Origin of the sequence: Butyricicoccus sp. Marseille-Q5471 (genome assembly GCF_951230135.1) — a bacterium.
Taxonomy (GTDB): domain Bacteria; phylum Bacillota; class Clostridia; order Oscillospirales; family Butyricicoccaceae; genus Agathobaculum.
This window is the reverse complement of record NZ_CATNVC010000003.1, coordinates 280,381-292,792: the sequence shown is the minus strand read 5'-3', so window position 1 is coordinate 292,792 and position 12,412 is coordinate 280,381. Positions and strand designations below refer to the sequence as shown.

Genomic DNA, 12,412 nt, shown 5'->3' with positions numbered 1-12,412 from the left:
CAGCCGCCTTGGGCGGCGTCATTCGGGTATCGAAAGTCGGTTTCCTCGGGAACCGATTTTCGTATCTAGGGGACTTATGAAGTCCCCTGGAAGAGAAAAAGCGGGCGTCTAAACGCCCGCTTTTCCTCATTCACTCTCTTCTTCCGATAAGTCGGTGGTATCTTCTTCTTCTCTATCGGTGCGCGCGATGGAAATGACCTTAACGTCCTCTCCCGTACGCATCACGATAACACCCTGCGAGCCGCGGCCGCAGGTACGGATTTCCTCAACCGGCGTACGAATAATAACGCCGTCGTCCGTAATGATCATCACATCGTTGTCGGTGTCCACAATCGACAGACCGGCCACAGGCCCTGTCTTTTCGGTCAGATTGTGCAGCATAATGCCGCCGCCGCCGCGGTGATGCACGGTGTATTCCTCCACACCGGTGCGCTTGCCATAGCCGTTTTCGGTCACGGTCAGCACCTGTGCGCCCGGACGTGCCCGCCCCGCGCCGATGACATAGTCACCCTCGGCCAGACGGATGCCGCGCACGCCGGTGGCGACGCGTCCCATCGCGCGGACTTCGTTTTCGTCGAAGCAAATCGCGCGGCCGTTATGGGTCGCAATGAGAATATTCTGGCTGCCGTCGGTCAGGCGCACGTCGACGAGTGCGTCATCCTCATTGAGGTTGAGCGCACGCAGGCCGGCTCTGCGGATATTTTGCAGATCGCTGAGCACAATACGCTTGGCGATGCCCTTCTTCGTGACAAAGAACAGGTATTTATCGCCCGCAAATTCCTTAATCGGGAACATTGCGGTGATTTTTTCATCGGGATCAAGCTCAAGCAGGTTTACGATGTTCATGCCCTTGGCGGTGCGTCCCGTCTCGGGAATCTGGTAGCCCTTGAGCTTGTAGACCTTGCCGCGGTCGGAGAAGAACAGAATCGTATCGTGCGTCGAGCCGGTGAAGATGTCCTTTGCAAAATCCTCCTCGCGAGTGGACATTGCGGACACACCGCGGCCGCCACGGCGCTGCGAGCGGTAAACCGAGGTCGGCTGACGCTTGATATAGCCGAAATGCGTCAGCGTGTACGCGCAGTCCTGCTCCTCGATGAGATCCTCAATATCAATTTCATCGGCAACGCTGGCAATCTCGGTGCGGCGCTCATCGCCGTATTTGGCCTTGATTTCCTGCATTTCCGCCTTAACAACCTCAAGAATGTTCTCGTCCGACGACAAAATACGCATAAACTCGTTAATTCTGCCTTCAAGCTCCTGATATTCATCGTCAATCTTCTGCTGCTCGAGGCCGGACAGACGACCCAGACGCATGTCGACAATTGCCTGCGCCTGCGGCTCATCCATGTGGAATTCGAAGTGATCCGAACCGTCCACAATGCCCAAAAGCGCAACCTGGTCAACCCAGAACGGCTCAGCCATCAGGTTTTCCTTGGCTTCCGCCTCGTTTTTAGAGGCGCGGATGATAGCAATGATGCGGTCGATGTTATCGGTCGCAACCTTAAGACCCTGCAGAATGTGCGCGCGATCCTGTGCCTTTTTCAGGTCAAACCGCGTGCGGCGGGCGATAACATCCTTCTGGAAGGCGATATACTGGTCAATAATCTGGCGCAGCGAGAGAAAACGCGGCTGCACCTTTTCCGGCGCGGCGGCCGAAATCGGCACGAGTGCCAGATGAATCATCGAGCAGGTGTCTTCCAGCTGGCTGAATTTATAAAGCTGGTTCAAAATGACCTGCGCGTTTGCGTCACGGCGCACGTCAATCACGATGCGCATGCCTTCACGCGAGGAATGATCCTGAATATTCGTGATGCCCTCAACGCGTTTGTCCTTGACGAGGTTCGCCATTGACTCGACAAGACGCGCTTTGTTGACCATATACGGAATTTCGGTAATGATAATCTGGCTGCGGCCGTTGGCCAATTCCTCGATTTCGCAGCGGGCGCGCACCTTGATCTTGCCGCGGCCGGTTGCATAAGCGGCGCGGATTCCCGAACGACCCATCACAATGCCGCCGGTCGGGAAGTCAGGCCCCTTGATGAACTGGCAGATTTCGTCCAGCTCGGCCTCCGGATGGTCGATGACATAGCAAACGCCGTCGATGACCTCGGTCAGGTTGTGAGGCGGAATATTGGTCGCCATGCCGACCGCGATACCCGACGAGCCGTTGACCAGCAGCGTCGGAAAGCGGGAGGGCAGGACGGACGGCTCCTTGCGGTCGTCGTCAAAGTTGGGCACGAAATCAACCGTGTCCTTCTTGATATCGGCAAGCAGGGAGTTCGAAATCTTGGACATACGGGCCTCGGTGTAACGATAAGCTGCCGGGGGGTCGCCGTCGATCGAACCGAAGTTGCCGTGACCATCAATCAGCGGATAGCGCAGCGAAAAGCGCTGCGCCATACGGACGAGCGCGTCGTAAACCGATGCGTCGCCGTGCGGATGGTAACGGCCGAGCACGTTACCGACCGTGGTCGCGGATTTGCGGTAGGGTTTGTCCGAGGTCAGGCCGTCCTCATACATGGCGTAGAGGATGCGGCGGTGCACGGGCTTGAGGCCGTCGCGCACATCGGGCAGCGCGCGGCCGACGATAACGCTCATCGCGTAATCGATGTAGCTCTTTCTCATTTCCCGGTCAAGGTCGACCGGGACAATTTTTTGCTGTTCGTATTCTTGACTCATTCTATGCCTCCAAAGGATTGTTGGCGCGTTTCAAAGCCGGAATTGGCTTAGATGTCGAGATTGATAACGTTCTTTGCGTTGCGCTCGATGAATTCGCGGCGCGGCTCTACCTTTTCGCCCATCAGCAGAGAGAAGGTTTCGTCCGCAGCGACAGCGTCCTCCATCGTGATTTGCAGCAAGGTGCGGCGGGTCGGGTCCATCGTGGTCTCCCACAGCTGGTGGGGGTCCATCTCGCCCAGGCCTTTATAGCGCTGGATGCGGACATTATCGCCCATTTCCGCAAGGCACGCGCGCTGCTGCTCTTCGGTATACACATAGCGCACATCCTTGCCCTTTTCGTTCTTGTAAAGCGGCGGCTGCGCGATATAAACGTGTCCCTTTTCAATCAGCGGACGCATAAAGCGGAAGAAAAACGTCAAAAGCAGGGTGCGGATATGGCTGCCGTCGACGTCGGCATCGGCCATCAGGATGATTTTTCCGTAGCGGAGCTTGGTCGTGTCGAAATCGTCGCCGAAGCCCGCGCCGAAGGCGGTAATCATCGGGACGAGCTTTTCGTTGCCGTACACACGGTCAAGTCTTGCCTTTTCGACGTTCAGCATCTTGCCCCAAAGCGGCAGGATGGCCTGATATTTACGGTCGCGGCCTTCCTTGGCCGAGCCGCCTGCGGAATCACCCTCGACGATGTAAATTTCGGTATAGGTCGGGTCTTTTTCCTGACAGTCGGCCAGCTTGCCGGGCAGTGCAGCCGAGTCGAGCGCCGACTTGCGGCGGGTCATCTCGCGCGCCTTCTGCGCCGCCATGCGGGCACGGGACGCGGCCTGCGCCTTTTCGATGATGGTGCGAGCAACGGCGGGATTTTCCTCAAAGAAGGTCATCAGCTTGTCGCCGACCATGGTTTCGACGAGCGTACGCATTTCGCTGTTGCCGAGTTTGGTCTTGGTCTGTCCCTCGAACTGCGCTTCCTGCAGCTTGACCGAGATAATCGCGGTCAGGCCTTCGCGCGCGTCCTCGCCCTTAAAGGCTTCGCCTTCCTTGATCAGGCCGAATTTGCGGCCGTAATCGTTAATCACGCGGGTCAGCGCCGATTTAAAGCCGGTTTCGTGCGTGCCACCCTCGGTGGTGTTGATGTTGTTGGCAAACGACACGAGCGACTCGGAATAGCCGTCGGTATACTGCATGGCAACCTCGGCCATCGAGGTTTCGCGGCTGCCCTCCATGTAAATCACTTCATCATGCAGCGGGGTTTTGGCGCGGTTCAAATGCTGCACAAACTGGCGGATGCCGCCCTCGTAGTGCATGATTTCCTCGTTAACCTCGTCGTCGCGCTCGTCCCGCAGCGTGATTTTGATGCCGGCATTCAAAAACGCCTGATCGCGCAGACGCTTTTCCAGAATATCAAACTCAAATTCAGTGGTCTCGAAAATTTCCGGATCGGCATGGAAGCGAATGGTCGTGCCGGTTTCGCTCTCGCACGGTACATTTTCCATTTTCTTTGCGGTTACGCCGCGCTCAAAGCGCATGGTGTGCTTTTCGCTGCCGTCGCGCACCTCAGCCTCCATCCAGTCGGACAGGGCGTTTACAACCGACGAGCCTACGCCATGCAGACCACCGGAAACCTTGTAGCCGTCGCCGCCGAACTTGCCGCCGGCATGCAGCACGGTCAAAACAACCTCGAGCGTCGGGATTCCCATCTGCGGATGAATGCCGCAGGGAATACCGCGGCCGTTATCCTGCACGCGGATGATGTTGCCCTTTTCGATGGTGACCTCAATATGCGTGCAGTAGCCCGCGAGCGCCTCGTCGATCGAGTTATCGACGATTTCATACACCAAATGGTGCAGACCCTGCGCCGAGGTCGAGCCGATGTACATGCCCGGACGTTTTCGGACGGCCTCCAGACCTTCCAAAACCTGAATCTGGCTTTCGTCGTACGTCTCTGTGACCTTTAGGTCGAGCATTTCGTCTTTGATTTCTTCACTCATACTCAAAAATTCCTTTCATGGAATGCCATTACATACCCAGCGCTTTTTCCGCGCGCCGTTGGAGCACCTTGCTCGACAGCTGGGTCAAATAAAGATATTCACCCAGTTCGCTGACGCAGAGCACTGCGGCGCGGGGCAAATCGTCGTACAGCTCAATGATGCGGCCCTCTTCCTGCATCCGCTCGATGAGCCGGCGCGTGCGGCGGGATGCGGTTGCGGTGTCCATATCAAACACGCACACGACCTGCCGCATGGGCACAATATAGTCCTGTCCCAGATGGAGATACAAATCGGTTCCTCCCATCCTGCTTATGCCCGATGTTGCTGTGCGCACGAGGTGGACACAATAGAGAAGGGGTACTATCGGGTACCCCCTTTGCGCTTCAGCATCGCTAAAATATATTATACCACTTTTTCCACAGTTTGTGTATGTATCTGTGGATAAAATTAATATTTTTTTCCGTTTTGTATGGGAAATATACCACCCGCGTGCAATTTTTCTGCGGCTTCGTCCTCACAGCAGGTAATGAGCACCTGTCCGTCCCCGATGCGGTTCAAAACGAAGTCCTGCCGGCGGCGGTCAAGCTCGGACAGCACATCATCCAGCAGCAACACGGGATATTCGCCGTCCTCGTCGAAAAACAGCTCGCGCTCGGCAAGCTTTAAGGACAGCGTGCACGTGCGTACCTGTCCCTGCGAGCCGAAGGCGGCGGCACTGCGGCCGTTCAGGTCGAGCAGCAAATCGTCCTTATGCGGCCCTGAAAGACAGGATTTTCCCGCAATTTCAGCAGTTTTGTGCGAAAAAACATGGGAAATAAGCTCCTGCTCAATCTGAGCGGCGGGAGCAAACGGATCGGTCACCGTGGACACGGTTTTGTACGCGCCGGTCAGTGCTTCGTGCGGCGCGATGTCGCTTTGCACGAGTGCTGCGGCAGCCAGCAGCTTTTTGATGTAATACGCGCGGTAGCGGATGATCTGCGCGCCGAGCTTTGCCATGCGCAGCGAAAAATCCTCCCAAAGATCCAATAAGGCAGGTTTTTGCTCCGCATCGCGCAGAATACGGGTCTTATGCTCGTGCGTGCGGCTGTATTCCTCCAAAAATCGGGCGTAATTCGGCCGCAGCTGGCACAAAGCGGTGTCCAAAAACCGTCGTCTCGCGCTTGCGCCCTGCCGGATGAGCAGCAAATCGTCCGGACAGAACAGCACAGTTTTTAGCACACCCGCCGCGTCGCTCTGCCGCTTCTGGCGCACGCCGTTTTTAAAAATTTCCATGGATTTCGTACGAAACAACCGCAGCTCCAGTTGAAAATCACGGTTTTGCGCGTTAAATTCCGCTAAAATACGGGAGGAATCGGTTCCAAACCGCAAACCCTCTTTTTTTTGCGCCGTGCGAAACAGCTGCATGGTTGAACAGGCTGCAACCGCTTCAAGCAGGTTGGTTTTACCTTGTCCGTTTTCGCCGCAGATGAGGTTCACCGACGGGTCAAAAACGAAGGATTCCTGCTCATAATTGCGAAAATTATGCAGTTCGAGCGTATTGATGTGCATTTTTTCTCCAATAAACCGCGTTTAATTTCCGGTGCGGACAACAAAGGTTTCGCCGCCGGCGGTCACGACCTGATCGCCGTCATGCAGCTTTTTGCCGCGCATGGTGCACGGCTCGCCGTTGACGAACACCTGACCGTCGGCGATGAGGATTTTAGCCTCGCCGCCCGAACACACGATATTTGCGAACTTTAAGAACGCGTCAAGCTTAATAAACTCGCCTTTTACAGAAATATCAGTCATTTGCCTTTAACCTCACCGGCAGCACCAAATAGGTGTATTTATCGCCTTCAATGGGTGTGATGACAACAGGATTGAGCGCGCCCTTAAGCGACAGCCGCACGGTTTCCTCACCCGAAGCACGCAGGGCGTCAAGCAGATAACGGTTGTTGAAACCGATTTCAAGCTCCTCCACTTCGCCCTCGAAGGGACATTCGTCGTAGCTCTTGCCGACAGCGGTGATGCACGAAAGCTGTGCATAAGAGCCGTCAAAGTGGAAACGAACCGGATTTTTCAGCTTCTCGGACACAATCAGCGACACACGCTCGATGCAGGTAACCAGCTCTGAGCGGCTGACCTTGATTTCATGCTCAAATTCTGCGGGAATGGCGGCACGGTAGTTGAGAAATTCGCCGTCAATCAGGCGGGTAATGAGCGTTGTATTGCCGATGCGGAACAGAATGTTCTTTTTATCGGGATAGATTTCGACGATTGCGTCGGCGTCATCGCTTAAAATACGCTCAATTTCGCGCAGCGAGGAGCCGGGCACGACGAATTTCATGTCCCCGGAAATGCCTTCCACCGTTTCACGGCGCACCGAAAGACGATAACCGTCTACCGCGACGACGCTCAGGCACTTGTTTTCCAGCTCAAACAGACAGCCGGTGTGAATCGGCTTGGATTCATTGTCGGAAACCGAGAAAATGGTCTGCGCAATCATGCTTTTGAGCATTGCCTGCGGCAGATTGATTTCGGTTTCGCAGTCAACCTCAGCCAAAGCGGGAAATTCGTCGGCTTCGGTGGCAATCAGATTGAAAACAGCGCGGCCGCACTTAATGGTGGTCAGCAGCTTGTCATCGGTTTCAATATAGACAACATCGCTCGGCAGCTTGCGGACGATATCGTAAAACAGGCGGGCGTTCAGTACAACGCGTCCTTGCTGCACCACTTCGGCAGCACCTGTGGTGCGGATACCCATAGACAGGTCATAGCCTGTAAGGGTCAGCTTGTTTTCCGCTTCTACAAGCAGACCTTCGAGCAGCGGCATAGCGCTTTTGCCGGTGACGGCACGGGAAGCGGTACCGATCAAAGATAACAGCGTTTCTTTTTCACAGGAGAATTTCATCGGAAGTTCCTCTCTTCTCGGAATTGGTAAGGATAATATAGAATGGTTTTTATCGTAGTAGTAGAGGCTGTGCAAACTGGGGAAAACCTGCGGACAGTCAGGTATGGCGCGGGAAATGTCATTCACAGCGGGATGTGGAAAGTTTTTTGTCGATACACAGCGAAATTGGGTGAAAAATTTATCCACAGGGAAAGACCTGTGCAATCCACAAGGAACTGGGGAGAAATTCACAGGGGGATGGGGATAGAATTTAAGGCTCTGTTTTCCTCAAAATGAAGGATTGCAGGATAGAACTTTCATTTTTGCAAAATGCATTTCCAGTAGAATTTCCAGTTATTCGCCGCGGATGTTATTATGCAGCTTTTTGATGACTTCTTCGGTCTCGCCCGAGTGCTTGCGCTCTTCTTCGATCTTGTTGCAGGCGTGCATGACGGTGGTATGGTCACGCTTGAAAATCTTCGCGATGTCGGGGAAGGAGTATTCAAGCTCCTGCCGAATCATATACATAGCCATTTGCCGGGGGTATGCAACGTCCTTCGAGCGGTTTTGCGAAATCATCTGCTCGACCGGAATATAGAAGTAGTTGGCAACGGCCTCCATGATGCGCTCGGGTGTTGGGTTCAGACCCGGGTTTTCGGTTTTGACCGCGTCAATCGCGCGCTGCGCCAAATCCACGTCGACGGATTCATCGACCAGCTCGTGCATGGCCTTGATTTTCTTGACCGCGCCCTCAAGCTGACGGATGTTTGCCTGAATATACTGCGCGATATAGGTGGAAACGTCGCTCGGCAGTTCAACACCCATCTTTTCAGCCTTGGCGCGGATGATAGCGACGCGGGTTTCAAAGTCCGGCGGCTGAATATCGGCAAGCAGACCCCATTCAAAACGGGTTTTCATGCGGTCCTCAAGGGTGTTGATTTCCTTCGGCGGCCGGTCAGAGGTCAGCACAATCTGACGGTGGGACTCGTAAAGCGCGTTGAAGGTATGGAAAAACTCCTCCTGCGTACGCTCTTTGCCCGCGATAAACTGAATATCGTCAATCAGCAGCAGGTCGGCCATGCGGTATTTGATACGGAAATTCTGCACATTGCCTTCCTGAATGGCGGTGACCAGCTCGTTGGTAAAATCCTCGCCCTTGACATAAATGATGCGGTATTCCGAATGCGTTTTGCGAATGGCGTTCGCAATTGCGTACATAAGGTGGGTTTTTCCCAGACCGGATTGACCGTAAATGAACAAGGGGTTGTAAATTTCGGCCGGGGTTTTGGCAACGGCGAGCGCAGCCGCGTGCGCAAATTTGTTGGAAGAGCCGACGATAAAACGCTCAAACGTGTAATCGTCATACGGAGAAGAGGATGCCGAGGTCGGCGCGGAATATTCGCCTGTGACGACCACAACGGTGACCGGATCGCCGGTCAGCTCGTTCATCGCCTGCTGCAGCGGTTCGATGAACTTTTGGTCAATGAATTCTTTTTTGAACTGCACCGGAGAGTGCAAAATCAAACGGTTGTCCGAAAAGGAAACAACCGTCACGTCGTCAAACCAAGCCGAAAGGCTGGAAGGCGGAAAATCACGCTGGAGCAGCTCGAGCGCCATATCCAATATGTTATTGGCCATGAAGAGCCTCCTGTCTATTTTTATACATTATAAATAATAGCACAAGTTATCCACAAGTTCAATGAACAATTGTGTACAAATCCGCGGCGATGTAGTTGGAAAATGCTCCACGCCCCAACTTCTGGTGGGTGCAACCAACTCCTGCCCATAGATGTTGAAAACACAAAAAAAGCTTGACATTTTGGTCTGTTTATAGGATAATACTTATTGTCTCATATTCTGCGGACAGGCAGCGGCATGTGCCCGCGTCTTACCGGACTTATGCCGGTGCCCATCCGTAATCCAATTATAGGGAGGTGCACGAAATGAAGAGAACGTATCAGCCGAAGAAGCGTCAGCGCTCCAAGGAGCATGGCTTCCGCAAGCGCATGCGCACGACCAACGGCCGCAAGGTTGTGGCTCGCCGCCGCGCCAAGGGTCGCGCACGCCTGACCCACTAATTATCGTTATACCCAAAAACGGGCCGTCGAATTGTCGCGGCCCGTTTTTTGCCAGTTTATAAGGCACACGGAAAACAGGATTTGGGCCGAATTGCCGTGGGAAAAGAAGAAATTTCGGTCAGCTTTGCAGAAAATCAGATGCAAAGAATGCGTTTTTTCAGGGCATCGAAAAAACGGGGAGCAATTATGAAATACACAGTATCCATCAAGCAAAACCATGAGTTTCGGCGGACTTATCACCGGGGCAAATATACAGCCAACCGATATTTGGTGCTGTACTGCCGCAAAAACCGGCTGGGTCAAACCCGCCTGGGACTCACCGTCAGCGCCAAGCTCGGCAATGCCGTGCAGCGAAATCGGGTCAAGCGCCTGCTGCGCGAAGCCTACCGGCTGCATGAAACCGAATTTGCAACGGGCGCTGATTTTGTGCTGGTCGCACGCAGCCGTGCGGTTGGCGCAACGTACAAGGAAATCGAAAAATCACTGCTGCGCGCGCTGGCCGAAACGCCGGGCGCTGCGGCAGAGAAATGAAGCGGGTCATGCTGGCGGTCATTCGGTTTTACCGCCGTTACATCTCGCCTTCCATCGCCCCGCGCTGCCGTTACATTCCGACCTGCTCTCAGTATGCGGTTGAAGCGATCGAAAAATACGGCGCGCTCAAAGGCGGCTGGCTCGCATTCAAACGAATCATGCGCTGTCATCCGTTTTCCAAACGGGGACCGTATGACCCTGTCCCTTAGACATGATAATTCTTCCCCCCGCGCGGGGAAATCAAATGAAAGATCCGTTTTTGGAGGTTTAACATGCCAGAAGAACAACTTCTCAACCTAGTGAAGGACCCGAACATCTTTGGTTACGCCATTGTTCGTCCCTTCGGCCTGCTGCTGATGTGGATTTATGACATCGTCATGAACTACGGCCTGACTGTTATTCTGTTTGCACTGCTCGTCAAGATTATTCTGATTCCGCTTGCCATCAAGAGCAAGAAGAGCATGATGGCCATGTCGGCAATGAACGCGGAAATGCAGGCGCTGCAGAAAAAATACGCGAACAACCGTGAAAAGCTCAACGATGAAATGCAGAAGCTGTACTCGAAGCACGGCGTAAGCCCGATGTCCGGCTGCCTGCCGACCTTTATTCAGCTGCCCATTATGATGGGTCTGTATTATGCTGTGCAGCAGCCGCTGCAGTACATGATGGGCCTGAGCAAGGATTCTGTGCTTGCGCTGGCAAACTTTATCGGCCTTGACAATCTTGCGGGCGCGGGTTACACCGTGCAGATTACCATTGCCGAAAAGCTCAACGCCTTTCTCGATCCGGCGACCGGCGTGTTTAGTCCCGAGGTCACCAGCCTGATTACCGATACGGGCGCACAGCTCATTCCGCTCGACTTTAACTTCTTCGGCCTCAACCTTGCGATGACGCCGTCGCTCAAGGATCCGAGCATTATGTGGCTGATTCCGATTCTGTCGGGTCTGACCGCGTTCCTCTCCAGCTGGGTCATGCAGAGAATGCAGGGCACGCAGCAGCAGGGCGCTGCAGCGAACCAGATGAAAATTATGAACATCATGATGCCGCTGATGAGCGCCTATTTCGGCTTCATTCTGCCGGGTGCAATCGGCATTTACTGGATTTTCAACAACGTATTCACCTGCCTGCAGGAAATCGTGCTGGGCAGATACTTCCGCGCGAAAAAGGAAAAGCAGGAATCCGAAGCCGCACAGATGATGGCTGACGAAAAGGCTGCCAAGCGCGCCGCACAGCAGGCCGCGCAGAAAGAGCTGAACGAAAAGAAAAAGAAGGGGGATAAATAAAGATGCTTAAGAGCATTGAAATGACCGGCGAGACCCGTGATGCGGCGATCGATGCCGCCCTCAAATCGCTGGGATTAGATCGTGACGACGTTTCCGTCGAGGTACTGGATAACGGTAAAAAGGGATTTTTGGGAATTGGCGCAACGCCGGCCAAGGTGCGCGTAAGCTACGAAGCACCCGACGAACCCAAGGCAGAAAAAAAGCCGGAAGTCAAGCCGGAAAGCAAGCCGCAGAAGCTGTCCATCACGACGGAGGATACTACGCCCCGTCTGGTCAAGCCCGCGCCCAAGGATTTTGTGCCGGAAAAGCTGAATGTGGACAAGCCGCAGCGCGAAGACCGTCCGCAGCGCGAAGACCGTCCGCGTCGCGAAGGCGACCGTCCCCGCCGCGAGGGTGACCGTCCCCGCCGTGACGGCGACCGTCCGCGCCGCCCGCGCGAGGAGCGCCCGATTGTGCCGTCTGTTCCCAAGGAGCGTGAGCTGATTCCCGTCTCCGAGGAATGCATGAAGAAGGCCGAGGGCATGGCGACCGAGTTTATTAACGGTCTGCTCCAGAAAATGTGCATCGAAGGCGAAGTGAAGATTCTGCCGCAGGTTGAGGTAGATCAGCTGCGCGTTGAGATCGCAGGCCCGGATATGGGTCCGGTCATCGGCCGCCGCGGCGATACGCTCGACGCGATTCAGTATCTTGGTTCGCTGGTACTCAACAATACGCTCGATGAGCACATCCGTCTGTCGGTCGACACCGAAAATTACCGCGAAAAGCGTGCCGACAGTCTGGAACGTCTGGCTCGCAAGATGGCGATGAAGGTGGCGAAATCCCACCGTTCGATGACGCTCGAGCCGATGAACCCCTATGAGCGACGCATCATTCACGCCGCCCTGCAGGAATTCAACGGCGTGACGACCTACTCGACCGGCACAGAGCCCGGCCGCCGTGTCGTCATCGCGCCTGACAACAGCCGCTCCCACCGCTGATCGACCGGGGGGA

General features: G+C 54.7%; 12 protein-coding genes. 5 read left to right on the top strand and 7 right to left on the bottom strand.

The window, feature by feature from the left end; translation table 11 throughout:
* Positions 1-126: 126 nt before the first annotated feature.
* The 7 genes from gyrA to dnaA all read right to left on the bottom strand — a co-directional run bounded on the left by gyrA (position 127) and on the right by dnaA (position 9,168).
* Positions 127-2,679, bottom strand: a complete 2,553-nt coding sequence (gene gyrA, locus QOX26_RS05940; RefSeq protein ID WP_283674045.1) for a DNA gyrase subunit A — start codon at positions 2,677-2,679, stop codon at positions 127-129.
* A gap of 47 nt (positions 2,680-2,726) precedes the next feature.
* On the bottom strand, positions 2,727-4,661 hold the full coding sequence (gyrB, locus tag QOX26_RS05935) for a DNA topoisomerase (ATP-hydrolyzing) subunit B (protein ID WP_283674044.1): 1,935 nt from the start codon (positions 4,659-4,661) through the stop codon (positions 2,727-2,729).
* 28 nt (positions 4,662-4,689) lie between these two features.
* On the bottom strand, positions 4,690-4,965 hold the full coding sequence (gene remB, locus QOX26_RS05930; protein WP_283674043.1) for an extracellular matrix regulator RemB: 276 nt from the start codon (positions 4,963-4,965) through the stop codon (positions 4,690-4,692).
* A gap of 143 nt (positions 4,966-5,108) precedes the next feature.
* On the bottom strand, positions 5,109-6,209 hold the full coding sequence (gene recF / locus QOX26_RS05925; protein WP_283674042.1) for a DNA replication/repair protein RecF: 1,101 nt from the start codon (positions 6,207-6,209) through the stop codon (positions 5,109-5,111).
* Between the two features lie 21 nt (positions 6,210-6,230).
* Positions 6,231-6,449 carry an RNA-binding S4 domain-containing protein gene (locus QOX26_RS05920; protein WP_283674041.1) on the bottom strand — a complete coding sequence of 73 codons (219 nt, stop codon included), beginning with the start codon at positions 6,447-6,449 and terminating at the stop codon, positions 6,231-6,233.
* The gene (gene dnaN, locus QOX26_RS05915; protein ID WP_283674040.1) at positions 6,442-7,551 is read right to left on the bottom strand and encodes a DNA polymerase III subunit beta; all 1,110 of its coding nucleotides are present in this window, start codon (positions 7,549-7,551) and stop codon (positions 6,442-6,444) included. The genes QOX26_RS05920 and dnaN overlap by 8 nt, the downstream gene beginning before the upstream one ends.
* A 333-nt stretch (positions 7,552-7,884) precedes the next feature.
* On the bottom strand, positions 7,885-9,168 hold the full coding sequence (gene dnaA, locus QOX26_RS05910) for a chromosomal replication initiator protein DnaA (protein ID WP_283674039.1): 1,284 nt from the start codon (positions 9,166-9,168) through the stop codon (positions 7,885-7,887).
* Positions 9,169-9,473: 305 nt separating this feature from the next.
* On the opposite strand from dnaA, the gene rpmH reads away from it, so the two are divergent.
* From rpmH to jag, 5 genes are all read left to right on the top strand, one after another.
* Positions 9,474-9,608, top strand: a complete 135-nt coding sequence (gene rpmH, locus QOX26_RS05905) for a 50S ribosomal protein L34 (protein WP_283674038.1) — start codon at positions 9,474-9,476, stop codon at positions 9,606-9,608.
* 186 nt (positions 9,609-9,794) lie between these two features.
* On the top strand, positions 9,795-10,139 hold the full coding sequence (gene rnpA / locus QOX26_RS05900; protein ID WP_283674037.1) for a ribonuclease P protein component: 345 nt from the start codon (positions 9,795-9,797) through the stop codon (positions 10,137-10,139).
* Positions 10,136-10,348: a membrane protein insertion efficiency factor YidD gene (gene yidD, locus QOX26_RS05895; RefSeq protein WP_283674036.1), complete on the top strand. Its 213-nt coding sequence runs from the start codon at positions 10,136-10,138 to the stop codon at positions 10,346-10,348. The genes rnpA and yidD overlap by 4 nt, the downstream gene beginning before the upstream one ends.
* 63 nt (positions 10,349-10,411) lie before the next feature.
* Positions 10,412-11,422 (top strand): YidC/Oxa1 family membrane protein insertase, encoded by a 1,011-nt coding sequence (locus QOX26_RS05890; protein ID WP_283674035.1) that lies wholly within the window; start codon positions 10,412-10,414, stop codon positions 11,420-11,422.
* A 2-nt stretch (positions 11,423-11,424) separates the two neighbouring features.
* A complete protein-coding gene (jag, locus tag QOX26_RS05885) occupies positions 11,425-12,399 on the top strand; it encodes an RNA-binding cell elongation regulator Jag/EloR (RefSeq protein WP_283674034.1) in 975 nt (324 codons plus the stop codon).
* The last annotated feature ends 13 nt before the right edge of the window (positions 12,400-12,412 follow it).

Coding starts and splice junctions, on each gene's coding strand:
- dnaN (WP_283674040.1), bottom strand. CDS start 7,551: ATGAAATTCTCCTGTGAAAAAGAAACGCTGTTATCTTTGATCGGTACC.
- rpmH (WP_283674038.1), top strand. CDS start 9,474: ATGAAGAGAACGTATCAGCCGAAGAAGCGTCAGCGCTCCAAGGAGCAT.
- QOX26_RS05920 (WP_283674041.1), bottom strand. CDS start 6,449: ATGACTGATATTTCTGTAAAAGGCGAGTTTATTAAGCTTGACGCGTTC.
- recF (WP_283674042.1), bottom strand. CDS start 6,209: ATGCACATCAATACGCTCGAACTGCATAATTTTCGCAATTATGAGCAG.
- QOX26_RS05890 (WP_283674035.1), top strand. CDS start 10,412: ATGCCAGAAGAACAACTTCTCAACCTAGTGAAGGACCCGAACATCTTT.
- gyrA (WP_283674045.1), bottom strand. CDS start 2,679: ATGAGTCAAGAATACGAACAGCAAAAAATTGTCCCGGTCGACCTTGAC.
- remB (WP_283674043.1), bottom strand. CDS start 4,965: ATGGGAGGAACCGATTTGTATCTCCATCTGGGACAGGACTATATTGTG.
- dnaA (WP_283674039.1), bottom strand. CDS start 9,168: ATGGCCAATAACATATTGGATATGGCGCTCGAGCTGCTCCAGCGTGAT.
- rnpA (WP_283674037.1), top strand. CDS start 9,795: ATGAAATACACAGTATCCATCAAGCAAAACCATGAGTTTCGGCGGACT.
- gyrB (WP_283674044.1), bottom strand. CDS start 4,661: ATGAGTGAAGAAATCAAAGACGAAATGCTCGACCTAAAGGTCACAGAG.
- jag (WP_283674034.1), top strand. CDS start 11,425: ATGCTTAAGAGCATTGAAATGACCGGCGAGACCCGTGATGCGGCGATC.
- yidD (WP_283674036.1), top strand. CDS start 10,136: ATGAAGCGGGTCATGCTGGCGGTCATTCGGTTTTACCGCCGTTACATC.